Origin of the sequence: Sphingobium sp. BHU LFT2 (assembly GCF_018604485.1) — a bacterium.
In the GTDB taxonomy this organism is placed as follows: Bacteria; Pseudomonadota; Alphaproteobacteria; order Sphingomonadales; family Sphingomonadaceae; genus Sphingobium; species Sphingobium yanoikuyae_A.
This window is the reverse complement of sequence record NZ_JAFCGW010000001.1, coordinates 746247-769058: the sequence shown is the minus strand read 5'-3', so window position 1 is coordinate 769058 and position 22812 is coordinate 746247. Positions and strand designations below refer to the sequence as shown.

Sequence of the window (22812 nt, the reverse complement as noted above, 5' to 3'; positions counted from 1 at the left end):
CAGCCGGCTCCATGAGAGCCGGCTGTGCTCTGGAACAGCTTGTTCTAGAAATCGGCCCTGAGGCGGGCACCGACCGTGCGGGGACGCGCGGTGAATATCCGCGTGCCATCGGTCGAATTGTTGATGCCGAGATAAGGCACCTTGTCGCCCAGATTGTCGACATAGAGGCTGGCTTCCCAGCCGTCCGTCCGGACGCCAAGGCGCGCCCCGATCAGGGTGTAGTCCGGCAGATAGGTGTCGAACTCGTTGGCGCGGTTGAAGGTGCTGTAGCTGGCGCCATGATAGAGGATATTGCCCTGCACGAAGCCGCTCAGGTCACCAGCCAGCGGCATTTCATATTCGGCGGACGCCGATGCCGACCATTTCGGCGACAGCGGCACCCGATCGCCCTTGTTGCCGATGGTGCCTGCAGACACGACGTCGGCCGGGAGGTCCTCTTCCAGCTTGGAGTCGACATAGGTCACATTGCCCATCAGGCTGAGCCCGGTCACCGGCTTGATCGTGGTATTGAACTCGACGCCGTTGGACGAGGTCTTGCCGGCATTGATGGTATAGGCAAAGGCGCCGGGCGCGCTGGCCGAGAGCTGCTGGTTCTTCCAGTCGACATGATAGCCGGTCAGGTCGAAGAAGATGGCGCGATCGAGCAGATAGCCCTTCACGCCGATTTCGTAGCTCCACAGGCTGTCCGGATTATAGGTGCCGGGAAAGACGACGCCGGCTTCCTGCGCAAGCGAGGTGGCGGTGTTGACGCCGCCCAGGCGGAAGCCCGATGCCGCGCGGGCGTAGAGGCTGATATCGTTCGTCGCCTGCCACAACAGCGCGGCATTGTAGCTGGTCTTGCTGTTGCTGCCCTTGCTGTCGCCGGTGACACTGGGCGTCGTCACATTGCCGAAAACGAAGTCCGGGAACACGGTCTGCAGGTTGGTGACGACGTCATGGATGTCGGCGGAGAAATAGCGCAGGCCCAGCGTCGCGGTCAGCGTGTCGACGATCTTGTAGTCGGCCTGTCCGTAGAAGGCATATTGGTCGATCACGCGCTTGTTGTTGGTGCCGAATTCATAGACGCTGTTGCCGCGGCCGGGGTTGGCGAAGCCATTGTCGTGGCAGTCGTCATAGCTGAAGCAGACGGGAATCCCGTCGGGCGCCTGGATCGCGTTGGTCTGGTACAGGCTGTTGCTATGCTCATAATAGGCGCCGGCCACGATCTGGAGCGGGCCACCAAACTTGGACGAGAAGCGCAGTTCCGCATTATAGTCCTTGAACCACATGCGCGGCACGAAGCTGAGCGGTGCGTTGACGCCGAAATTTATGTTGGTCGGCGTCGAATCCTTGGCGTTCAGCACCTGCTGGTTGCTGTAGCTGCCATTGGCGATGATCGAGCCAAAGCCCAGATCATAGTCGGCCGTCAGCGAATAGAGGTCGTAATTGTCCGAATAGAGTTCGACCGTTGGCGAAGTGTTGAGATAGGGGCCATTGGCTTCCTGGAACGCCTGACTGCCATCGACATCGATCTGCTGATGGGTTGCCGATGCGAGCAGCGAGAAATCCTCGCTGGGCTTGAACAGCATCTGGCCACGCACGCCTCGAACGAACTGGTCATTGTTGTTCGTGCGCATCCGGCCCTTGATCGTCTGGTCGATGTAGCCGCCGCCGATCTCCGTCCAGCCGGTGACCCGAATGCCGAGCACATCCTTGACGATCGGTGCGTTGATCGTGACGCTCGCTTCACCATAGGCGTTGCCGCTCTTGACGCTGGCGCCGACGATCTCGGCCGATCCGCCCCATGTGTCGAGGTCCGGCTTGCGGGTGATGACGCGCAGGGTGCCGCTCATCGAACTGGTGCCGAACAGCGTCCCCTGCGGTCCCTTCAGCACCTCGACATGGTCGATGTCATGGAGGCGGATGCCGGGTTTGCCATCGCCCAGAATGTTGCCGCCGACACCGCCCAGAACGGCGGATTCATCGAGATAGAGGGCGGTCGTGGCGCCGACATTGGAATCGATGCCGCGCAGCACGATCTTGGTCTGGGCCGCGCCGAAGCTCTGGATGTTCACGGAAGGGTCGAGATTGCGCAGATCCGCGATGCTGGTGACGTGATTGCGTTCCAGCGTTTCACCCGAAAAGGCGGAGATCGCCAGCGGCGTATCCTTGATCGACATGTCGGCACGGCGCGTCCCGGTGACGATGATCTCGCCCCCGGCGGTGGCATTTGCCGAAGTCGAGCTGGAAACGACGTCTTGCGCATGTGCGGAGATCGAAATGGCGAGCGCAGGCAAGGCGATCGACGTCAGGGCGACGCCGTTCGCAGCGCGGCGCAGGTGCCCGCGAAGAAACTGACTCATGTTTAACCCTTTGCGTTCTGGAAACTCCTCCATCGTCCCTGCTGCTGAACATGCACGTCACCTTGTAGCGATCTGGTGCTACCGCTCGCGAGTCGTGAAGCGCTCGAAAGTCGATGTTATGGTGTGATTGTCATACAAAGTTTTTGGCTTTGCAAGCGGGAAACTTTGGCCTGTTTTCCGTGGCGTGAAAGATTTTGACAAAATGAATCAAGGGACTTGCCAACAGCCTGCAAACTCGATTGTCTGATTGTATGACAAGTGCGTATGCCGATTCTGCGCCCCCTCTCATGGGCCAATCCGAAACGTCTTGGCCAGAGCGCACGGCTGCCAACTGGGCGCTGCTGCTGCTGTTGCTCGCCTACATGCTGTCCTTCATCGATCGTATCATTCTCTCGATCCTGATCCGGCCGATTTCGGCCGATCTGCATTTGAGCGACATGCAGTTCGCGCTGGTCGGGGGCGTGGCATTTTCGCTCTTCTATGTCAGCGTCGGCCTGCCGATCGGCTGGCTGGCGGACAGGATGCCCCGCCGCCTGATCGTGGCGGCCGGCATTGCACTGTGGAGCCTGTGTACCGTGGCGTCCGGACTGGCCAGCAGCTTTGGCTGGCTGTTCCTGGCGCGCGTCGGCGTGGGCATTGGCGAGGCGGCCTTGTCACCGGCGGCCTATTCGCTGATCGCGGATTATTTCCCTCCCGCCAAGCGGGGGCGTGCGGTTGCCATTTACACATTGGGCGTGTCCCTCGGGTCGAGCGTGGCCTATTTGCTGGGCGGGTTGCTGATCGGCTTCACCGCCACGCATGGCGCGGTCGAGCTGCCGCTGTTCGGTGCATTGGCGCCATGGCGCTTCGTGTTCGTGGCGGTGGGCGTGCCGGGACTGTTCATGGCTCTATTGACGTTGACCATGCGCGAACCCGCAAGGCGCAGCATGCCGGGCGGCGCAATTGAGGAGGGGATCGGCTTCCTGGCCTTCCTGAAGGCCCGCCGCAGCGTCTCCCTCGCCTATATATTGGGCTATAGCTTCATCAACCTGCCCTTTGCCGGCTTCATCCTGTGGGGGCCGGCGCTGTTCGACCGGCTGCACGGCATGGGGCCCCGCGAGTTGAGCCTGCCGTTGGCGCTGATCTTCCTGGTGCCCACGACCCTGGGGCAGTGGTTCGGGGCGCTGGTCACCGACCGGGCGCTGACCAGGGGGCATGGCGATGCCGCGTTCCGCACCGGGGCTGCCTGCGCGCTGCTGCTGGTGCCGGTGGCAATCGCGATGCCGCTGTTGACCAATGTCACAGCCGCGCTGGTCGCGCTGGCGCTGCTGGTCTTTCTGGTCTGCGCCTCGGTCGGCCATCATGCGGTGGTGGCTGCGTCGGTGGCGCCGAACCGGCTGCGCGGCCTGTATATCGCGCTGTTCTTCTTTGTTCAGAATGTGATGGGGCAGGCGATCATCGCCCTGATCACCGCATTCCTGACCGACCATATATTCGGCAATCCCGCCAGTATCGGGCGGTCGATGGCCATTGTCGGCGGCATCGGTGCGGCTGGCGGCTTCGTCGCCCTGCTGGCCGGACGCGGCGCGCTGCGTCAGGCCTCGCCGGCGGTTTCTCAGCATCCATAATCTTCACAAAGACCGGGGAAGCATATGAAGTTTGGTTTCTTCAACCTGATGCCGTGGCCGCATTATCCCGAGCCGCCGCGCGTCTATCCCACGCCCAACAAGGATTATGATCCGGTTGTCGGGCAGCAACTCTATCATGACTATATCGACCTGCTGGTCCATGCGGAGGCCTGCGGATTCGACTGGGTGGCGTGCAACGAGCATCATTTCAGTCCCTATGGCACCATGGCCAACTGCAACCTGATCGGATCGATCCTGGCGCGCGAGACCAAGACGATCGGCCTGGCCATGGTTGGCAACCTGCTGCCGCTGTCCAACCCGATCCGGGTGGCAGAGGAATATGCGATGATCGACGTGATGAGCGGCGGTCGCCTGATCGCCGGCTTCATGCGCGGCGTGCCGCATGAATATATCGCCTATAATTCGCCGCCGGGGGAATCGCGCTCGCGCCAGAAGGAAGCGGCTGAACTGATCATGAAATGCTGGTCGGAGCCCGAGCCGTTCGGCTGGGAAGGCGAGCATTTCCAGTTCCGCTCCATTTCGATCTGGCCGCGCCCGATCCAGCAGCCGCCGCGCGTGCTGATGTCGGCGAGCAACGAGGAATCGGCGGTCTTCGCCGCGCAGAGCCGGGCGATCATGGCGATGGGCCTGATTTCCGACATGAAGCTGGCGCGCGCCAATGTCGACATCTATCGCCAAACCGCGAACGAGGCGGGCTGGGATCCGGCGGACGACCAGGTGCTGATGGGGGCCAGCACCTGCATCTGCGAGACCGACGAGGAAGCGCATGAGGTGTTCGCCCGCGCGCTCGACTATTTCCACGGCACTCTGATGAAGCCCACCTATGACGCGCTGAAGCTGGTGCTGCAGGCGGGCTATTTCAACAAGCAGAAGGCCGGCGCCAGCTATGACAGCCGGCTGGACAAGGTCGCAGCAAAGAAGACCATCCAGGAGATGATCGACGCCGGTTCGATCTTCTGCGGCAGCCCCAAGAGCGTCGTCGAGCAGATCAAGCGCTTCAAGTCCGAACTGGGCTGTGGCGGCATCAATATGAGCATGCAGATCGGCAACCTGCCGGTCGCGACGGTGCGCAAGGGCATGGACCTGTTCCGTGACCAGGTGCTGCCGCAGGTCCGCGATCTGTAAGGGGGAATGTCATGAGCTACGAAACCAAGACTGCGACCCTTGCCAAGGGTGCCCTGACCTATCTGGTGGCGGGCGAGGGGGAGCCTTTGCTGGTCCTTCACACCTCGGGCGGGCCGTTGTGGACGCCGCTGATCGAGAAACTGGCGACGACGCGGCGAGTCTTCATGCCGGTGCTGCCGGGCTTTGGCGGGACGGCGATGCTGGACGGGGTGGTGAGCGTCGCCGATCTCGCCGATCTGGCCGCCGACTTCATTACGACCGAGATCGGTACTGCACCTGTGGACGTCTTCGGCGGTTCTTTCGGGGGCCGGGTCGCCCTCTATCTGGCGGCGCGTCATCCCGGCCGCGTGACCGACATGGTGCTGGAAGCGCCGGCCGGGGTTGCGGTGGGCGCCGACCCGGCTGCACAGGATCCGCAGGCCGCCCGGACCGGCCTGTTCGCCTATCCCGACAAGGCCAAGCATCTGGCGCCGACGCCGGAGATCGCCCAGGGCAACAGCGCAGCGTTCCGCGCCTATGGCGGGCCGGTGCTGGTTGACGAGGAACTGGTGGCGTTGCTGCCCGGCATCACGGCGCCGGTGCTGGTCATCATGGGCACGCTGGACCGGGTGACGCCGCCGCAAGCGGGGCATTATCTCGCCACCACGCTGCCCAATGGCAAGCTGACCTATGTCTATGACGCCGCCCATGCAGTGCAGCTGGACCAGGCCGAGGCGATGTTCCGCGTCACCCGGCATTTCCTCGACAAGGGCGCGGCCTTCATCGTCGCCAGCCGGGAATATTGTTGATCTTCCGAGGTGCCTGACAAGGTTTTCGGGGCGTAGGGAGGGGAGGATGGCGCGGCGCCATCCTCCCCTTTTGCGTTACCTGGCCGCCGGTCCCCAGAGCCAGTCGATCCGGCCGTCAGCGACGCTGGCCGGCATCGCCGCGTGCCAGCTGGCAGCGGCGTTGACATTGCCCTTGCCGTCATAGCGGGCGACCGCCGGATAGGCGAAGAGCGGGCGGGTGCGGACCAGCGTGTCGCCATCCTTCTGGCTTGCCACCACGCCATCGGGCGCCGCGCCCTTTTCCACCCAGGCAATGATGCCGGGCATGAAGTCGAAGCTGTTGGGCGCGTTGCCGCCGCGGCAGTGGAACATGCCGGGCACCATGAACAGGCGGAACCAGTCGCGCAGGCTGGTGACGCCGCCCTGGCGGGCCGCAACCTGTGCATAATAATCGAGCGAGCCAAGCGGCGAGACGCCCTGGTCGGACCAGCCATGGTAGAGGATCAGCCGGCCGCCGCGCGCGTGGAAAGCGGCGAGATCAGGCGCGCTGCCCGGAGCGACAGGATCGTAGAGCGCGACCTGATCGCGCACCTTGGCCAGATCGCGGTCCCAGTCGAAATCATGATAGTCATAATCGCGGGCCGGGTTCTGCGCGAACATCAGATAGCGAAGCGATCCCTGCGGCAAGCTCCATGTGTCGGCGCCGCCCCAGGCGCCTTCGCTGCCCGGCATCATGCCGCCGGGATAGAGGCGCTGGCCCTTGCCGTTGCGCGGACCGTCATAGACGGCTTTCGCTACCGCGACCTGCTCGGCGGTCAGGCAGTCGCTGCCGCCCGTCGCCGGGCATTGCAGGCTGGCCGGATCGAAGCGGCACTGGCGCGGATCGTCGATGATACCGTCCTTCACCCCGTCGATCGCATCGCAGGCGGCAATGGTTCGCTGGTGCAGCAGGGTGAGGGAAGCCTGATCGAAGATCGGCACATTGCCGCGCCGGAACAATTTCTGCGCGGCCCAGACATTGGCGATCGCGCCGAGTCGCCCGGCAAAGGCGGGGTCGCCCGAAATGATGCCGTCAAAATCCTCGGGATGATGCTGGGCTTCCATCAACCCTTCACGCCCGCCGGTCGAGCAACCGCGGAAATAGCTGTAGGCCGGTGCCTTGCCATAGAAGGCAGCGATCACCCGCTTGGCGACCAGCGCGGTGACATGGGTGCCGCGCGCGCCATAGTCGCGGCGGGCATCGGCGCTCGATCCCCAAAGCGGCTCCTTCAATATGTCGCCGACATGGCCCATATTGTCAGCTGCGACGACGAAATCCCTGGCCAGCATGTCGCCGCAGCCGGCGATATTGACGAAGCCGCAAAAGCCGCCGCAACCGATCTGGAAATAGCGGCCGTTCCAGCTGCTGGTCGGTAGGCGGATCTCGAATTGGACCTGTGGCTGGACATAGCCGGTCACCGCGCAATATTCGTTCGCCGCCAAGCTAGCTGCGACGAGCTTCGCGCCGGTGATCGTCGCCGGCGCTTCCTGATCCTGCGTCAGGTCGACCTTGCCCAGTGCCTCGCAACTGATCGTGCTGACAAGCTGTGCGTCAGTCTGTGCCTTCATTAATGCGCTTGTCCGGGCGTTTGCCGGCATCGCCAGCCCGAAACAGAGCGCCACCGCCCCGGCCATCGCCAGCCCTAACTTGTTCCAACTGATTTTCTGCAACGTCCCGCCTCCATGTGATTGCCCGTCACAGGTATTATTGTCATACAACATTCGTAACGCAATGGAAAAGCAGGCAGAGATGTTCACCACACGCCCGGAAATCAGCGGTACCTTTGGCGTCGTCGCCTCCACCCACTGGATCGTGTCGCAGGTCGCGATGGGCATATTGGAACGGGGCGGCAATGCCTTTGACGCGGCTGTGGCCGGCGGCTTCACCCTACAGGTGGTCGAACCGCATCTGTGTGGCCCGGCCGGCGAGGTGCCGATCCTGTTTCATGACAGCCGGACCGATGAAATTGGTGTGCTGTGCGGCCAGGGCGTCGCCCCGGCCGCAGCGACGATCGACCATTTCCGGGGGCTTGGGCTGGACATGGTGCCGGGCTCAGGCCTGATCGCGGCGGTCGTGCCGGGATCGTTTGACGCCTGGCTGACGCTGTTGCGCAATCATGGGACGATGGAACTGGCCGATGTGATGGCGCCGGCAATCGGTTATGCGCTCAGCGGCCATCCGCTGTTGCCGGGCGCCGCACGGGCGATCGCGGATGTCGAGCAGGCGCTGCGCCATGAATGGCCGAGCGGGGCCGACATCTGGCTGGCGGGCGGAGGCCCTCCCACTGCCGGCAAGCTGTTCCGCAATCCGGTGCTGGCCGCGACCTGGCAACGGCTGCTGGCCGAGGCCGGAACGCAGGGCAATCGCGAAGCGCGGATCGATCGTGCGCGCCATGCCTGGAGCGAGGGCTTTGTGGCTGAAGCGATCGACCAGTTTACCCGATCGCCGCTGATGGATGCGAGCGGTGCGCGCCATGCGGGACTGCTGACCGGGGAAGACATGGCGCGCTGGCAGGCTCGCTATGAAGCGCCGGTGACAGCCGATTTTCATGGCTGGACCGTCTGCAAGACCGCAAGTTGGGGGCAGGGGCCGGTGTTGCTGCAGATGCTGCGCCTTCTGGATGCGGCCGGCATAGACCGGATTGATCCGGGTAGTGCCGATTTTGTCCATCTGGTGCTGGAAGCAACGAAGCTCTGCTTCGCCGACCGTGAAGCCTATTATGGCGATCCCGATTTCGTCGAGGTGCCGGTTCAGGCGCTGCTGTCCGATGGCTATGCTCGTGATCGGGCCGGCCTGATCGGCACGCAAGCGAGCCATGTCCTGCGGCCGGGCGTGCTGCCGGGTTTTGCCGAACAGGTGACACGCGGCATGGCGCAGGTGCGGTTGGCCCGCGACGAGGCGGCCGGGCTGGGTATTGGCGAGCCGACTATGATGCATCTCAAGTCGACGCTGAAGCCCGGCGACACCGTACATATCGATGTGATCGACCGTCATGGCAATATGGTGAGCGCGACCCCATCGGGCGGCTGGCCGCAATCCTCGCCGACGGTGCCGGGTCTGGGTTTCGCGCTGAATACCCGTGCGCAGATGTTCTGGCTCGAACCCGGCCTGCCCGGCAGCCTCGCGCCGGGCAAGCGCCCGCGCACCACGCTGACGCCGACGCTGGCCTTGCATGAGGGGCGGCCGGCCCTGGTGTGCGGCACGCCCGGTGGCGACCAGCAGGATCAATGGCAGCTGGTGCTGCTGCTGCGCCGGATATTGGGCAAGATGGGGTTGCAGCAGGCGCTGGATCAGCCACTGTTCCACAGCCTGCATTTCCCTTCCTCCTTCTACCCGCGCGAGGCGATGTCGGGCGTGGCCGTGGTCGAGGGAAGCTATGGCGCCGGGATCATCGGTGATCTGCGCGCGCGCGGTCATGACATAAGGGTTGCGCCGGCCTGGTCTGCAGGGCGGCTGACCGTCGCGGAACGATCGGCCGACGGCGTGCTGCATGCCGCGGCGACGCCGCGGCTGATGCAGGCCTATGCAGTGGGACGGTAAGCGGAAGCAGCGCGGCCCTACCGCGGCTCAGCCGAGAAAATAGACGGTGCCGTCCTCGACCCGGACATCATAGGTGCGCAGCGCCTGCTTGCAGGGCAGGGAGCAGGCCTTGCCAGTGCGGATGTTGAAGCTGCCGCCATGCAGCGGACAGAAGATCGTCTGCCCCTCCAGCCGGCCCTCCGACAAGGAGGCGATGGCATGGGTGCAATCATCGTCGATCAGGCGAAATTCGCCCTCGTCGTTGATCAGCAGCATCGGATCTTCGCCATCCAGCTCGAATCGCGCCATCTCGCCCGGCGCCAGGGATGCTGCTTGGCAAAGCGCCGTCTTTTCGGCCATCTCATTTTCCATTATCTTGTCTCTATGTATGATTGTCATACAATAAATGATCGAAAGAGGCGGTGATGTCCAGCCCTGCCGTCGATCTGCCGGACGAGCAGGGCGATGTTCAGCCGCCGATCGCGAAACGCTCTGCCCGGATGTGGCCCGGCGCGATGCCAGCTGCGCGCAGAACGGTACGAGCGGCGTCCACCATCGCCGGCGGCCCACACAGATGATGGCTGGCGCCGGCGATGTCTTCGGGCGCGAGCAGGGCGACAGCGGTGCCGCTGGCTACGCTGCCGCTGGCGCCTTCCATCAGGGCGATGCGGACTTCCAGCCCGGTTGTCGTGGCGGCGAGGTGGCGCAGTTCGTCCTCCAGGAACAGATCCTCGCGCCGGCTGCAGCCGAAACATAGCAGCATTGGGCGCTTGCCACCGCTCGCGCGGATCATCGACAGGGCGGGGGCCAGGCCCGTTCCGCCGACGATGAACACGGAGCGCTCCGCCCTGTCGTCGAGCGCAAAACCGCCCAGTGGCCCCTGCAATGTCAGCTTGGCGCCCGCTGTAGCGGCGTCGCTGTCCAGCCAGCCGCTCACCTGTCCGCCCGGTACATGACGGATCAGCAGTTCGATCATGGGCAGGGCATTGGGAGCCGATGCGATGGAATAGGCCCGCGCCACCTTCAGTCCGGGCGGCCGCAGGCGCAGATATTGTCCTGGCTGGAACCGGAAATTGTCAGGATCCTCCACCTCGATGATCAGCCGGGATATGGTCGTGGCGAGCCGATCGATGCGCACCAGCCGTCCGCGCTGTCGCCCGGCCGGGCTCGGTTGAGGGGCCAGCGGATAGTCCAGTTCGAAATGCGCGTCGGAGCGCAGCCGTGTGAGGCAGGTGGGGTAGATGCCGGCGAAGATCTCGTCCGCATCGACGATCGGCTGGTCCATCGCATCGCGGCTAACATCGCCTGCCGTGCAGCGCGCGATGCAGGAGCCGCAACTGCCGCTCATGCAGTCCGATCGCAACGGCAATTCGGCATTGAGTGCCGCTTCCACCACGGTTTCCCCGTCCGCCACGGGCAGGGTCAGAGCCGCACCATCCTGAAAATGCAGCGTGGCTCGAAACATCGTGAAACTTCCTTCTCGACAAAGACAATGTATTCTTGTCATACAATCATATCTAATGCGGGGGAAGCAATGGCTGATTCAGGTGATGCGATGATGAAGGCAGAGATCGGGGCGCTTTTGCGCGACGCCTATGACGGTGCGCCGATACCGCCGGTCGCCGATCGGATCGCGTCCGTCGAGGATGCCTATCAGGTGCAATTATGGCAGATCGCGGAACGGCTCGCCGCCGGCCGCCGGATCGTTGGTCGCAAGATCGGGCTGACCTCGCCCGCAGTGCAGCGTCAGCTTGGCGTCGATGAACCCGATTTCGGCCATCTGACCGACGAGATGGTCCATGGCGACAATGCCCGGCTGGTTCATGCGACACTGCGCCAGCCGCGCATCGAGGCGGAAGTGGCGCTGATCCTGGGCGCCGACCTCGCCATGCCGCATGCGACCGTGGCCGACGTGATCGCGGCGACCGCCTATGTGGTGCCGGCGCTCGAAGTGGTCGCCAGCCGCATTGCCGACTGGAAGATCGATATCCTCGATACCGTTGCCGACAATGCCTCGGCCGGCGCTGTCGTGCTGGGTGGCCCGGCCCGGCGCCTGGACGGGATCGATCTTACCCATTGCGCCATGACGATGACCATCAATGGCGAGACGGTGTCGCAGGGGCAGGGCAGCGATTGCCTGGGAAGCCCGCTCAATGCCGCGGCCTGGCTCGCGCGCCGCTGCCACAGTCTGGGGCGGCCACTGCTTGCCGGCGAGATCATCCTGACCGGCGCGCTTGGCCCGATGCGTGCCGTCGCGCCGGGCGATGCCGTCCATGCCGAAATTGACGGTCTGGGGACCGTTTCCGCCAGCTTCTGCTGAAAAAACATCTAGTCAAAAAAAGGGACGAGAAATGAACGAAGAGCCGCTGGTCAATCCCGAGGTGCTGAGCATGATCGGCGACTGGAAGGGCTATGTCGAAGCAAAGCTCGGCTTTCGCAACCATTGGTACCCCATCCGCTTTTCGAAGGAACTGGCGGAAGGGCAACTCGAAGTCGTCGAGCTGATGGGCGAAAAGCTGCTGATCAAGCGGATCGACGGCCAGGTATACGCGATGCGCGACCGGTGCCTTCACCGCGGCGTGCCGCTGTCTCGCAAGCCCGATTGCTATACCAAGGACACGATCACCTGCTGGTATCATGGCTATACCTATCGTTTCCAGACCGGCGAACTGGCCAATATCCTGGCGGTGCCCGACAGCCGGCTGATCAAGCGGCGCAAGATCGTGACCTATCCGGCGACCGAGGCGCAGGGGCTGATCTTCATCTTCCTGGGTGACGAGGATCAGGTTCATGATCTCAAGAAGGATGTGCCGCCCGGCTTCCTGGATGAGGATCGGCTGGTGCTGGGCAAGCATCGCGTCGTGAACAGCAACTGGCGCTTGGGCGCCGAAAACGGCTTCGATGGCCTGCACATCTTCATCCACAAGGATACGACGCTGCGCCATTATCGCACGTTCAACTTCCCGATCGGCCATACGCCGCTGCCCGGCGCCGTGCAGGTGATCGAGGAGGAGGATGGCCCTAAGGGGGTGATGGACGATTTCGCCCTGCACAAGCCGGTATGGGACGGCGTGATCGATGGCGAAGTCGTGGTCAGCGGCCCGCGCTCTACCCAGATCAAGGGCACTTCGGCCGCGGCCGGCACCTCGATCTGGATGCCCGGTGTGCTCAAGGTCGACAATTTCCCGATCGGCGGCCTCACCCAATATGAATGGTATGTGCCACTCGACGAGGGCCGCCACCTCTATGTCCAGACCATCGGCAAGCCGTGCAAGGATGAGCAGGAACGCCTGTCCTTCGCCAATGATTTCGAGGCGATCTGGAAGCCGCATGGGCTCGACGGCTTCAATGCCGACGACATCTGGGCGCGCGAGGTGACCGAGCCCTTCTACCAGGACGATTATGGCTGGGTCGACGAGATGCTGTGCGAACCCGACGAGACCATCCTGGAATGGCGTCGACTGGCCAGCCGTCAGGGGCGCGGCATCCAGCAGAAGAGCGATTTGCGCTGATCCGGACGGGAGCAACATCCATGGTATTCACATCCCATTTCATCGACGCCGGCGGGGTCCGCACCCACTGGCTGGAGGCGGGCGAGGGGCCGGTGCTGGTGCTGATGCACGGCGGCGGTGCCGGCGCCGATAGCTGGGGCAACTGGAAGGACTGCATTCCCATCTTCGCGCGCCATTTTCGCGTGATCGCCCCTGACATGATCGGCTTTGGCAAGACCGACAAGCCGTCGCCCGAAACCTATGTCTATGACCAACCGGGCCGCAACCGGCATCTCGCCGACTTCCTGGATGCGCTGGACCTCAAAGGCGTCCATATCGTCGGCAATTCCATGGGCGGCGCGACCGCGATCGGCGTGGCGCTCGATCGGCCGGACCTGCTGGCCAGGATCGTGCTGATGGGCAGCGCCGGCCTGCCCATTCCACCAAAGCCATCGCCGCACCTGCTGCATAATCTGCAATATGACTTCACCCGCGAAGGCATGCGCCGGGTGATCGGCGGGCTGACCGCGCCCGGTTTCCAGCCCAGTGACGAGATGGTGGAATATCGCTTCCAGCTGCTGGAAGACGCTGCCGCGCGCGCAGCGCTCAACGCCATCAACGGCGAAACCCGTAAGGGCACGCTCAATTATGACGAGGAACGGCTCAAAACGATCGAGCATCCGGTGCTGGTGGTCAACGGCAAGGAAGATGGCGTTTCGATCATGCCGCGCGCCTATCGCTTCCTCGAACTCTTCCCCAACAGCTGGGGCTATATCGTGCCGCATTGCGGCCATTGGGCGATGATCGAGGCGACGGAGGATTTCTGTGGCGCCGTCAATCGCTTCCTGGGCGTGGCGCCGTGACGATGCAGGCGCCTCCCGCTGGGGTTCACGCGCTGATCGAATATCTGGTCCGTCATCCGGGCGAACGGGCGCTGGTAAGGACGGACCCCGACATGCTCTTCGATCTCTTTGCGATCGACGATGCGGCCCGCGACCTGCTGCGATCGGGCAGCCGGGATGATCTGTCGCGCATGGGCGTCCATGGCAATTATGTGATCAAGTGGCTGATCTGGTCCGGGCGGCCGACCATGCCCTTCTTCGCGATGAGCCATTATTTCGATCGGAGACTGGCCGATGGGTAGGATTGTTGGCGCGTTCGCCATGTCGCACCAGCTGGGCGCGCCGGACGGGGTGGAAGAGCCGGCGGAGCGGGCATTTGCCGGCATGCGCGAGATCGGACGCCGCATCCGGGCGCTGGCACCCAGCCTGATCGTCGTGGTGACGAGCGATCATCTGAACAATTTCAGCCTGGGCCAGCCGGCGCCCTTCGCCATTGGCACGGCCGATCACTTTGTTCCGCTGGGCGATATGGGCCTGCCGCGCGATCCGGTGCCTGGCGGGCCGGATTTTGCCGCAGGGCTGATCGCCTATGCGCGGGCGCAAGGCATGGCGGTCGCAGCCGCCGACGATATTCAGCCCGACCATGGCGTGATGATCCCGCTCGGCATTGTCGATCCGCGGCGGGAAATTCCGGCGGTGCCGCTTTATGTGAACACCGTCTTCTACCCCGAGCCGGGGCCGATCGAGAGCCGTCGCCTGGGCGAAATGCTGCGCGCCTTCATCGACAGCGAAACGCCTGACGATGCACGGGTGGTCTTGCTGGGTGCCGGCGGCCTGTCCCATTGGGTCGGCATGCCGCAGGAGGGCGAGATCAACCAGCCCTGGGACGCAGCCTTCCTTAGCGACATGCTGGCGGGCGATGTCGATGCGCTGGCCGCGCGCGACAATGGTGAGATATTGGCCGTGGCCGGCAATGGCGGGCTGGAGGTCAATGCCTGGATCGTGATTGCCTCGGCCATGCCCGGCGCGAAGGGCGAATGCCTGTTCTACGAGGCGATCCCGCAATGGGCGACCGGTATGGCGGGGGTAGAGCTGCACGTCGCCTGACGGTGTGCGGCGCCTGCCGGTTGGTCCGCTCCGCCCGCTCCCGACACGGGGCGGGCGAAGTCCATTTCGCAATCAGAGGTGGGATTCGCGCTTTTCGAACAGGCTCTGGTCGGCAAAGCCTGCAACTTCGGGCCGGCCGCGCCCCAGCATGACCTGCAGATAGCAGGGCTCATCGCTATCATTCTGATAGCCATGGATGACGCCCGCCGGACAGGCGATCATTTCCCACGGGCCCAGTTCACGCGACAGCCGGCGACCATCCTCATCCTCGATGAACACGACGCACCGGCCTTGGAGGATGAAGAATATCTCCTCCACCTCATGGGTGTGTGGCGCATTGCCCTGACCGGGTGGGACCAGCATGATCGACAGGGTGAAATTGCCGGCCGGCACCACCGTCTCATCATCATGCTTGCCGGACGCGCCGGCGCCGATGAAGCGATGCTGGGCACGGCGATAGCCCTCGATGCTGGCATCGGAAAAGGCGTTCCAGTCAGGCACCCGATCCTCGAAACGGGCGACATAGCGCCCCATGATCTGCTCAAGGCTCCAGTCGGCAATCTCGGCGGGGCGGGCGTGGCGAGCGATGTTCATCTTTGGCTCCTGGGTCATTCCGTTGCTTCCGCGGCGGCGAAACTGTCGATCATGCAGGCGCGGCGGATGAAGGCATCGTGCAGGTCGGGGGTCTGCGACGCGTGGCGAACGTCCGCCAGCTTCTGCGCCCGGACTTCCGGATCCTTCTCACCCAGCATCTGCTTGTTGGCGATGCTCTGCGCCTGGACACCGTCGACCTGCGCCTTGCGGCGCTGGCGCGTATATCGGTCGAGCAGCGGCTGTGCGGCTGCGCCATCATGCAGGATGGAATCGAGTTTTGCGGCCAGGTTCACCGCATCATGGATGCCGCCGTTCATCCCCATGCCGCCGATCGGATTGTTCACATGCGCGGCATCACCGGCCAGCAGCACACGGCCCTGGTTGAAGGTCGCGGCGATACGTTGGTGGACGTTATAGAGCGCCACCGTGACGATCTCGTAGCGCCCCTGCTTCGGGCAGAATTTCTGCAGCCGCGCCTCGATCGCATCGGGGGACAGCAATTCCTCGTCCGGCTGGTCGGGCAGGGTCGGGCTGACGGCGCGCCACATGCCCGAACCATCCTCGCCCCGCGCCATGAACAGGTTCATCCATTCGTCGGGATCGGAGAAATAATTGCGGTTGCTGATATGCGATCCCAGCGTGGTGAAATCATGCCGCGTATCGATCTTGATGAAGCGCTCGGGCCAGGTGAAGCCCTCGAATGCAATGCCGGCGAGCTTGCGCACGGTGCTGCGGCCGCCGTCGCAGCCGACAAGATAGGCGCCGGCCAGTGTGTCGCGTGACCCGTCGCCGCGCTCCACCGTGGCGATCACGCCGTCCTGCGTCTGCGTGATGTCGACCAGCGTCGTTTCACGCTGGATTTCGGCCCCTGCATCGTCCCGCAACCGCGCTTCGATCGTCTCGGTAATCTTGTACTGCTCCCATTGCAGCACATAGGGATGGGCGGGTGGCGCCTGCATCTCGGGCAGGGCAAAACGTCCGATCCGTTCGCCGGTCACGCGATCGAGGTAGTGGAAGACCGGGGAGACAAGTCCCTGTTCCAGCCCTGCCTCCAGCAACCCGAGCTGTTCCAGCATGGCGATTGTCGGCGGATGGCAGGAGGCTGCGCGGCAATCCCGTTCGGGGGCGGCTAGCTGATCGATCAGCAAAATGGGGATGCCGCGTTGCCGCAAGGCGAGGGCCAGGACCGACCCGACCGGGCCGGCCCCGACGATGATTACCCGCTCAGATGCGCTGTTTCTGTCTGCCATGACAGGCAGCGTAACGTTTGATACTTTGTATGACAATCATAAAAGAATACAAAGATCGACCTTGCGATCAGGCGGGTACTTCCTCCGCCGCACGCAGCTTGCGCACCACCGCGTCGCGCGAGTTGCGAATGTGCCGGCCCAGCGCTTCGGCCGCCTTGTCTGCGTCCCGTTCCATCACAGCGTCCATGATCTGCGACCATTCTGCCAGGCCATTTTCCATGCGCTGCGGTTCGGACATGGAGGCGAGGCGCAGATAGCTGACGCGCTTCAGCAATTGACGGCCGGTATCGCGCACAACCTTGCTGCCCGACCCGTCCAATATTTCCTCGTAGAAGGTGCCGGCCATGGCCGAGAGAGCGGGCAGATCGCCCTTGTGCGCGCATTTTTCGATCGCCTTGAAGGCGGACTGAAGCCGCTTGGCGGCCTTGCTGTCGTCCCGCTCGACCAATCGGCGGATCGCGGTGGTCTCCACCATCTCGCGCAGTGAATAAATGTCGAAGGCGTCCTGGGCGTTGAGCACGGAGACGATGATGGTCCGGCGCGGGCCTGCTTCGATCAGGCTTTCGGACTGAAGCTGGCGCAGCGCTTCGCGCACCGACGTGCGGCTGACGCCCAGTGCTTCGCACAATTCCCGTTCGACGAGGCGCGTGCCAGGCTGGTACAGACCAGTGGCGATGGCCGAACGGAGCTTGTCCAGCGCATGTTCGCGGACAAGTGTCGGGTTGGCGACGATGCGCATATCTTCAATATTCAATTCAGGCTCCCCTGTTCACTCACGCCATCGCACGCAGCCCCAATCGATACGCGATGGTCAGACAATCATACGGGTTCGATAGTCATATCACGGCCAATTGCGCAATTGGGAAATAGCCTTACCACAGCCTAAGGCCACTGACGGGCCAGCCGCCGCCGAGCCGCGCACATTGCAGCAGGCTATAGCCGGTCAGTGCCGATGTCTTGGGATTGCTCGGCGATGCCAGCGCCAGAATGTCGAAGCGAAAGCGGCCAAAGGCCCCCTCCGCCTCGATCACGCCCAGCGGGTCGTCGACCCGGCGCGAGGATACCAGCCGGACCAGGGTAGCGTCTATGCCGATACCGGCCAGTCCGACCGCGACCGAGACATTGGCATTTTTCGGATAGGCGGATGCCGCCTCGCGGGCCGTGCCCTCGAAGAAAATCTGCTCCTCGGCCGGATCGTCCAGGTCGATCGCCTGTTCGGCGGGCGTACCACGCCAGGCGTGGGGCGGTTTGTAGGAAGTGTAGCGGACCTGATCGATACCGGCGAGTGAAGCCGCGACCAACCCGTCCAGTCCTGCAATGGCGCCGGCGGGCAGCAGCATGCGGCCGCCGCCCTGTGCCTGCGCATCGGCCAGTTCGGCGGCAAAATCCGCATCGGCCAGCACCCCGATGGACGAGAGGATACAATCGATTCCGGCACGCAGCAGGTCTGGCACATGATCCCGGACCGCCTGATGCCCAGCGCATTCGATCACGATGTCGGGCTGCGCGGCAATCAGTCCGGCCGCGTCATGCACGGCCCGCGGCGCAGTCCGCCCCGGTCGCACCAATATCGCCGCCAGCCGCTCGTCCTCGCCGATCCGGCCTAGCGCGGACAGAATTTCCATGCCGATGGCACCATGGCCGATCAGGCCGATCGTCGCAGTCTTTCCCATCGGATTTTCATTCCATCATTGTATGACAATATGACATATTTTAGGCGGTCAGGCCAGATTTGCAACCAAGGAGGCGATGTGGCGCAGAAAAGGATGAAGGTCGCGATCATCGGTTCGGGCAACATCGGTACCGACCTGATGATCAAGGTCATGCGGCAGTCCGATGTGCTGGAAATGGGCGCTCTGGTAGGCATCGATCCGCAGTCGGACGGGCTGGCGCGCGCCGCGCGGATGGGCGTCGCAACCACCCATGAAGGGATGGACGGATTGCAACGGCTCGATGTCTGGTCGCAGATTGACCTGGTGTTCGACGCCACGTCCGCCGGCGCGCATCCGCAGCACAGCGCGATCGTCACAGGCGCAGGCAAGACGATGATCGACCTGACCCCGGCGGCGATCGGCCCCTATGTCATCCCGGTGGTGAATGGCGACGCCCATCTGGACGCAGCCAACGTCAACATGGTGACCTGCGGGGGGCAGGCGACCATCCCGATCGTTGCCGCCATTTCCGCGGTGGCGACCGTCCATTATGCCGAAATCGTTGCATCCATCGCGTCCAAGAGCGCCGGCCCCGGCACCCGCGCCAATATCGACGAATTTACCGAGACGACATCACGGGCGATCGAAGAGGTCGGCGGCGCGCACAAGGGCAAGGCGATCATCGTACTCAACCCGGCCGAGCCGCCGATGCTGATGCGCGACACGGTGTTCGCGCTGTCGAGCGGCGCTTCGGAGGCGGAGATCGCGGCAGCGGTGGAGGCGATGGTCGCGCGGGTGGCAGCCTATGTGCCGGGTTATCGCCTCAAGCAGCAGGTCCAGTTCGAGCGTTTCGGCGCCAACAATCCGGTGCAGATTCCTGGGCTCGGTCAGTTCGAGGGGATCAAGAGCACCATCTTCCTGGAGGTGGAGGGCGCGGCCCATTATCTGCCGGCCTATGCCGGCAATCTCGACATCATGACCTCGGCCGCACTGGCGACCGCCGAAAAGATCGCCGCGCGCCGGCTGCTGCAGGAGGCTGTGTGATGCTCTTCGATCCCACCGAAACGAAGCTCTACATCCAGGATGTGACACTGCGCGATGGCATGCATGCGATCCGCCACCAATATGGGCTGGACCATGTGCAGGCCATTGCCCGCGCGCTGGACGCGGCGAAGGTCGATGCGATCGAGGTGTCGCATGGCGACGGGCTCAATGGCTCTTCCTTCAACTATGGCTTTGGCCGTCACACCGACTGGGAATGGATAGAGGCGGTTGCCGATGTCCTCGATCACTCGGTGCTCACGACCTTGCTGATCCCCGGCATCGGCACGATCGAGGATCTGAAACATGCCCATGGCTTGGGCGTAAGGTCGGTGCGGGTCGCGACTCATTGCACCGAGGCCGACGTCGCGCGCCAGCATATCGGCGCCGCCCGCGACCTGGGCATGGACGTGTCGGGCTTCCTGATGATGAGCCACATGATCGATCCTGAAGCGCTGGCCCGGCAGGCTCAGTTGATGGAGAGCTATGGCGCCCATTGCATCTATGTCACCGACAGCGGTGGCGCGCTCGACATGGACGGCTATCGCGCCCGCTGCGAAGCCTATGATCGCGTGCTCAAGCCCGAGACGCAGCGCGGCATCCATGCGCATCACAACCTGTCGCTGGGGGTCGCCAATTCGATCGTCGGGGTCCAGGCGGGCGCGATCCGCATCGATGCCAGCCTGGCCGGCATGGGGGCGGGGGCGGGCAATGCCCCGCTGGAGGTCTTCATCGCCGCGGCCGCGCGCAAGGGCTGGAACCATGGTTGCGACCTCTATCGCCTGATGGATGCCGCCGAGACGCTGGTTCGGCCGCTGCAGGACCGGCCCGTTCGCGTTGATCGCGAGACGCTGAGCTTGGGCTATGCCGGCGTCTATTCCAGTTTCCTGCGCCATGCCGAAAAGGCGTCGGCCGATTACGGCATCGATACGCGCGAGATACTGGTCGAACTGGGCCGTCGCCGCATGGTCGGCGGGCAGGAGGACATGATCGTCGACGTGGCGCTCGATCTGGCTCGGGCCTCTGCCCGTACGGCATAGGTTGGTGGACCGGGGCGCTTGCCCCGGTCCGTCCAGCCTCAGGGGTTGACCAGCTTCACCGGCACGGCCACGCCGTCGCGCTTGTAGGTAACACCGCCCTTCATCACGAAATCGATCCGCTCCAACTGGCTGATGTCGGCTAGCGGATCGCCCGCGACGGCGACGATGTCGGCATAGCGGCCGGGCAATAGCTTGCCGATCTCGTCGGAACCGATCAGGTCGGCGCCATTGGCGGTCGCGGCCATCAGCACATCCACCGTGCTCATTCCGGCCTTCACCATCAGGGCGGCTTCCCGTACATTCTCGCCCAGCCCGATGTCGCTGCCGAAGGCGATCCTGACCCCCGCCTTATAGGCATTGGTCAGCTTCTGTGCGCCGCTCCCCATGGCCAGCACCTTCTTGACGGTGGAGGGATTGAGCGTTTCCGGCCGGGTGGAGGCGGCTTCATATAGGCGCTGGGTGGTGAGCAGGGTGGGGATGAAATAGGTGCCGTGCGCCTTCATCAGTGCCCAGCTTTCGGCATCGGCATAAGTGCCATGCTCGATCGAATCGACGCCCAGCCGGACAGCATTGTCGATCGCCGCCTTGCCATGGCCATGCGCCGCGATCTTGAGGCCCAGGGCATGGGCGGCATCGACCGCCGCCTTGATCTCGTCATTGGTCATCAGTTGCGCCTTGGGGTCGTCGCCCATGCTGACGACGCCGCCCGATGGCATGATCTTGATGACCGTCGCGCCCAGCTTATGCTCTTTGCGCGCCAGCGCCGTCACGGCGTCCGGTCCGTCGGCCAGACCGGCACCGAATTCGGGGCGGGTGACGTCGGCAGCCAGGCCATGGCTCCAGTCATTATGGCCACCGGTCGGGCCGATCGCCTCGCCCGCAACCCACATGCGCGGGCCGACAATCTCGTTGCGCTCGATCGCGACCTTGAGCGCGATGTCCCCGCCATAAAGACCCCCCAGATCGCGCACCGTGGTGACGCCGGATTCAAGGATGGCGCGGGTGTTGACCGTCGAGGCCAGCACGGCGTCGAGCGGCGAATAGGTCATGGTCTTGGCAATGCCGTTGCCGGTGCGTGGCAGCGAGGTGACATGGGTGTGGGAATCGATCAGGCCGGGCAGCACCGTCTCCTCGCTGAGGTCGATGATCTCGGCCCCCGCCGGCGTGACGAAACCGGGCTCGATCGAGACGATGCGGTCGTCGCGGATCAGGATGGAGGACGCACCCTGCAGGCTGCGCTTCTCTCCGTCGAACAGATGGCCGGCATGGATCACGACATCCTTCGCCATCGCCGCCGGGGCGATCGCCCATGCCAGCGCAAGGCCACTGCCCATCATCGCTATTTTGCGCCTGAAACCGCCATGTCGCGCTGTCTTCATGCTTCGTCCTTCCCTGATTGACCGCCATTTTCCGGCAGAGAGGGTGACAGGAATAATGTCATACAATCATACAAGCAATGCTTTGCGGCGGCGTGCGCCCTTGCTATAGGTGGCGCCACGAAATCCAGACCAGGAAGGAGTCCGCATGGCCTATGAAACTATCACCGCTGATCCGATGACGCCGCGCATCGGCGCGGTGATTTCCGGCATCGATCTTGCCGCCCCGCTGTCGACCCGGCAGGTGGCCGATCTGCAGCAGGCGATTGCCGATCATCAGGTGATCTTCTTTCGCGACCAGCGGCTAGACCCGGCCTCGCTCAAGCGTCTCGGCCTGCATTTCGGTCACCTCCAGGCGCACGCCCTCAAGGGGCTTCCCGATCATCCCGAAGTGCGCAAGCTGCATGCCGACGAGAATTCCAAGCATGTCGCGGGCGAGGAATGGCACAGCGACATGACCTGCGCGCCAAAGCCGCCAATGGGCAGCATCCTCTATCTCCACACCCTGCCCAGCATGGGCGGGGACACCGTGTTCGCCAGCATGTACGCGGCCTATGATGCGCTGTCGGACCGGATGAAGGCCTATCTGGAAGGGCTGACCGCGACCCATGACGGACGGCTGGCTTTCGGCCGCTTCGACCCGACCGGCCAATATCCGATCGCGGTCCACCCGGTGATCCGCACCCATCCGGTGACGGGCCGGAAAATCCTGTTCGTCAACAAGGGCTTCACCAGCCATATCAACGAACTGCCGTCGAACGAGAGTGAGGCCGTGCTGCGCTTCCTCTACGAACATATCCAGAATGCCTATTTCCAGGTGCGCTTTCGCTGGGAACCGCATTCGGTCGCCTTCTGGGACAATCGCTGCACCCAGCATCTGGCGATCTGGGATTATTATCCGCAGGTGCGTTCCGGATTCCGCGTGCAGATCGAAGACGCGGCGCTGGCCCAGGCGGCCTGATCGCCCGGACCGGAGGAAAAGGGGCGCCTCGGCGCCC

General features: G+C 63.8%; 21 protein-coding genes. 12 read left to right on the top strand and 9 right to left on the bottom strand.

The annotated features are described in order from the left end of the window. Positions 1-44: 44 nt before the first annotated feature. Positions 45-2342 carry a TonB-dependent receptor gene (locus JQK15_RS03770; protein WP_214863504.1) on the bottom strand — a complete coding sequence of 766 codons (2298 nt, stop codon included), beginning with the start codon at positions 2340-2342 and terminating at the stop codon, positions 45-47. A gap of 287 nt (positions 2343-2629) precedes the next feature. On the opposite strand from JQK15_RS03770, the gene JQK15_RS03765 reads away from it, so the two are divergent. From JQK15_RS03765 to JQK15_RS03755, 3 genes are read left to right on the top strand one after another with little or no spacing between them, the layout of a single operon-like run. Continuing rightward, a complete protein-coding gene (locus tag JQK15_RS03765; RefSeq protein WP_214863501.1) occupies positions 2630-3949 on the top strand; it encodes an MFS transporter in 1320 nt (439 codons plus the stop codon). A gap of 24 nt (positions 3950-3973) precedes the next feature. Further along, the gene (locus tag JQK15_RS03760; protein ID WP_169862931.1) at positions 3974-5095 is read left to right on the top strand and encodes an LLM class flavin-dependent oxidoreductase; all 1122 of its coding nucleotides are present in this window, start codon (positions 3974-3976) and stop codon (positions 5093-5095) included. 11 nt (positions 5096-5106) lie between these two features. Next, positions 5107-5883, top strand: coding sequence for an alpha/beta fold hydrolase (locus JQK15_RS03755; RefSeq protein WP_214863499.1), 777 nt, complete (start codon positions 5107-5109; stop codon positions 5881-5883). Positions 5884-5958: 75 nt separating this feature from the next. On the opposite strand, the gene JQK15_RS03750 is transcribed toward JQK15_RS03755, so the two are convergent. Continuing rightward, positions 5959-7470, bottom strand: a complete 1512-nt coding sequence (locus tag JQK15_RS03750) for a tannase/feruloyl esterase family alpha/beta hydrolase (protein WP_214863497.1) — start codon at positions 7468-7470, stop codon at positions 5959-5961. Between the two features lie 181 nt (positions 7471-7651). On the opposite strand from JQK15_RS03750, the gene JQK15_RS03745 reads away from it, so the two are divergent. After that, positions 7652-9442, top strand: coding sequence for a gamma-glutamyltransferase family protein (locus JQK15_RS03745; RefSeq protein WP_214863495.1), 1791 nt, complete (start codon positions 7652-7654; stop codon positions 9440-9442). Positions 9443-9469: 27 nt separating this feature from the next. Here the strand turns inward: JQK15_RS03745 and JQK15_RS03740 are convergent, their stop codons facing one another. Both JQK15_RS03740 and JQK15_RS03735 read right to left on the bottom strand, forming a co-directional pair. Further along, on the bottom strand, positions 9470-9781 hold the full coding sequence (locus tag JQK15_RS03740; RefSeq protein WP_251007533.1) for a non-heme iron oxygenase ferredoxin subunit: 312 nt from the start codon (positions 9779-9781) through the stop codon (positions 9470-9472). Between the two features lie 109 nt (positions 9782-9890). After that, a complete protein-coding gene (locus JQK15_RS03735) occupies positions 9891-10886 on the bottom strand; it encodes a 2Fe-2S iron-sulfur cluster-binding protein (RefSeq protein ID WP_214863491.1) in 996 nt (331 codons plus the stop codon). Between the two features lie 69 nt (positions 10887-10955). On the opposite strand from JQK15_RS03735, the gene JQK15_RS03730 reads away from it, so the two are divergent. Genes JQK15_RS03730 through JQK15_RS03710 form a run of 5 tightly spaced genes read left to right on the top strand, consistent with a single transcriptional unit; the run spans position 10956 to position 14861 of the window. Then, on the top strand, positions 10956-11741 hold the full coding sequence (locus JQK15_RS03730; protein WP_214863489.1) for a 2-keto-4-pentenoate hydratase: 786 nt from the start codon (positions 10956-10958) through the stop codon (positions 11739-11741). A 31-nt stretch (positions 11742-11772) separates the two neighbouring features. Next, the gene (locus JQK15_RS03725; protein WP_017503080.1) at positions 11773-12933 is read left to right on the top strand and encodes a Rieske 2Fe-2S domain-containing protein; all 1161 of its coding nucleotides are present in this window, start codon (positions 11773-11775) and stop codon (positions 12931-12933) included. 20 nt (positions 12934-12953) lie between these two features. After that, on the top strand, positions 12954-13775 hold the full coding sequence (locus JQK15_RS03720; protein ID WP_214863487.1) for an alpha/beta fold hydrolase: 822 nt from the start codon (positions 12954-12956) through the stop codon (positions 13773-13775). Between the two features lie 2 nt (positions 13776-13777). Continuing rightward, entirely contained in the window at positions 13778-14056 is a 279-nt protein-coding gene (locus JQK15_RS03715) for a hypothetical protein (RefSeq protein ID WP_038293058.1), read from the top strand. Next, positions 14049-14861 carry a DODA-type extradiol aromatic ring-opening family dioxygenase gene (locus JQK15_RS03710; protein ID WP_214863485.1) on the top strand — a complete coding sequence of 271 codons (813 nt, stop codon included), beginning with the start codon at positions 14049-14051 and terminating at the stop codon, positions 14859-14861. The genes JQK15_RS03715 and JQK15_RS03710 overlap by 8 nt, the downstream gene beginning before the upstream one ends. A gap of 72 nt (positions 14862-14933) precedes the next feature. Here the strand turns inward: JQK15_RS03710 and JQK15_RS03705 are convergent, their stop codons facing one another. The 4 genes from JQK15_RS03705 to JQK15_RS03690 form a co-directional block, all read right to left on the bottom strand. Then, a complete protein-coding gene (locus JQK15_RS03705; protein WP_169862946.1) occupies positions 14934-15455 on the bottom strand; it encodes a cupin domain-containing protein in 522 nt (173 codons plus the stop codon). Positions 15456-15469: 14 nt separating this feature from the next. After that, entirely contained in the window at positions 15470-16705 is a 1236-nt protein-coding gene (locus JQK15_RS03700) for an FAD-dependent oxidoreductase (RefSeq protein WP_214863483.1), read from the bottom strand. A 67-nt stretch (positions 16706-16772) separates the two neighbouring features. Then, positions 16773-17459, bottom strand: coding sequence for a GntR family transcriptional regulator (locus JQK15_RS03695; RefSeq protein ID WP_251007532.1), 687 nt, complete (start codon positions 17457-17459; stop codon positions 16773-16775). 118 nt (positions 17460-17577) lie between these two features. Then, positions 17578-18378: an aspartate dehydrogenase gene (locus JQK15_RS03690; RefSeq protein WP_214863481.1), complete on the bottom strand. Its 801-nt coding sequence runs from the start codon at positions 18376-18378 to the stop codon at positions 17578-17580. Between the two features lie 93 nt (positions 18379-18471). Between JQK15_RS03690 and JQK15_RS03685 the strand changes: the two genes are divergently transcribed. Further along, positions 18472-19401: an acetaldehyde dehydrogenase (acetylating) gene (locus tag JQK15_RS03685; RefSeq protein WP_214863963.1), complete on the top strand. Its 930-nt coding sequence runs from the start codon at positions 18472-18474 to the stop codon at positions 19399-19401. Then, the gene (gene dmpG, locus JQK15_RS03680) at positions 19401-20438 is read left to right on the top strand and encodes a 4-hydroxy-2-oxovalerate aldolase (protein WP_214863479.1); all 1038 of its coding nucleotides are present in this window, start codon (positions 19401-19403) and stop codon (positions 20436-20438) included. The genes JQK15_RS03685 and dmpG overlap by 1 nt, the downstream gene beginning before the upstream one ends. Positions 20439-20476: 38 nt before the next feature. Here dmpG and JQK15_RS03675 read toward each other — a convergent pair whose 3' ends face one another. Further along, positions 20477-21817: a metal-dependent hydrolase family protein gene (locus JQK15_RS03675; RefSeq protein ID WP_251007531.1), complete on the bottom strand. Its 1341-nt coding sequence runs from the start codon at positions 21815-21817 to the stop codon at positions 20477-20479. A 145-nt stretch (positions 21818-21962) separates the two neighbouring features. Between JQK15_RS03675 and JQK15_RS03670 the strand changes: the two genes are divergently transcribed. After that, the gene (locus JQK15_RS03670) at positions 21963-22775 is read left to right on the top strand and encodes a TauD/TfdA dioxygenase family protein (RefSeq protein WP_169862953.1); all 813 of its coding nucleotides are present in this window, start codon (positions 21963-21965) and stop codon (positions 22773-22775) included. Positions 22776-22812: the final 37 nt, after the last annotated feature.

Excerpts from the sequence above, each read along its gene's own strand:
- JQK15_RS03715 (WP_038293058.1), top strand. The coding sequence starts at position 13,778 with ATGCAGGCGCCTCCCGCTGGGGTTCACGCGCTGATCGAATATCTGGTC.
- JQK15_RS03685 (WP_214863963.1), top strand. The coding sequence starts at position 18,472 with ATGAAGGTCGCGATCATCGGTTCGGGCAACATCGGTACCGACCTGATG.
- JQK15_RS03730 (WP_214863489.1), top strand. The coding sequence starts at position 10,956 with ATGGCTGATTCAGGTGATGCGATGATGAAGGCAGAGATCGGGGCGCTT.
- JQK15_RS03675 (WP_251007531.1), bottom strand. The coding sequence starts at position 21,817 with ATGAAGACAGCGCGACATGGCGGTTTCAGGCGCAAAATAGCGATGATG.
- JQK15_RS03755 (WP_214863499.1), top strand. The coding sequence starts at position 5,107 with ATGAGCTACGAAACCAAGACTGCGACCCTTGCCAAGGGTGCCCTGACC.
- JQK15_RS03705 (WP_169862946.1), bottom strand. The coding sequence starts at position 15,455 with ATGAACATCGCTCGCCACGCCCGCCCCGCCGAGATTGCCGACTGGAGC.
- JQK15_RS03750 (WP_214863497.1), bottom strand. The coding sequence starts at position 7,470 with ATGAAGGCACAGACTGACGCACAGCTTGTCAGCACGATCAGTTGCGAG.
- JQK15_RS03735 (WP_214863491.1), bottom strand. The coding sequence starts at position 10,886 with ATGTTTCGAGCCACGCTGCATTTTCAGGATGGTGCGGCTCTGACCCTG.
- JQK15_RS03700 (WP_214863483.1), bottom strand. The coding sequence starts at position 16,705 with ATGGCAGACAGAAACAGCGCATCTGAGCGGGTAATCATCGTCGGGGCC.
- JQK15_RS03765 (WP_214863501.1), top strand. The coding sequence starts at position 2,630 with ATGGGCCAATCCGAAACGTCTTGGCCAGAGCGCACGGCTGCCAACTGG.
- JQK15_RS03770 (WP_214863504.1), bottom strand. The coding sequence starts at position 2,342 with ATGAGTCAGTTTCTTCGCGGGCACCTGCGCCGCGCTGCGAACGGCGTC.
- JQK15_RS03690 (WP_214863481.1), bottom strand. The coding sequence starts at position 18,378 with ATGGGAAAGACTGCGACGATCGGCCTGATCGGCCATGGTGCCATCGGC.
- JQK15_RS03720 (WP_214863487.1), top strand. The coding sequence starts at position 12,954 with ATGGTATTCACATCCCATTTCATCGACGCCGGCGGGGTCCGCACCCAC.
- JQK15_RS03745 (WP_214863495.1), top strand. The coding sequence starts at position 7,652 with ATGTTCACCACACGCCCGGAAATCAGCGGTACCTTTGGCGTCGTCGCC.
- JQK15_RS03760 (WP_169862931.1), top strand. The coding sequence starts at position 3,974 with ATGAAGTTTGGTTTCTTCAACCTGATGCCGTGGCCGCATTATCCCGAG.
- JQK15_RS03725 (WP_017503080.1), top strand. The coding sequence starts at position 11,773 with ATGAACGAAGAGCCGCTGGTCAATCCCGAGGTGCTGAGCATGATCGGC.
- JQK15_RS03670 (WP_169862953.1), top strand. The coding sequence starts at position 21,963 with ATGGCCTATGAAACTATCACCGCTGATCCGATGACGCCGCGCATCGGC.
- dmpG (WP_214863479.1), top strand. The coding sequence starts at position 19,401 with ATGCTCTTCGATCCCACCGAAACGAAGCTCTACATCCAGGATGTGACA.
- JQK15_RS03710 (WP_214863485.1), top strand. The coding sequence starts at position 14,049 with ATGGGTAGGATTGTTGGCGCGTTCGCCATGTCGCACCAGCTGGGCGCG.
- JQK15_RS03740 (WP_251007533.1), bottom strand. The coding sequence starts at position 9,781 with ATGGCCGAAAAGACGGCGCTTTGCCAAGCAGCATCCCTGGCGCCGGGC.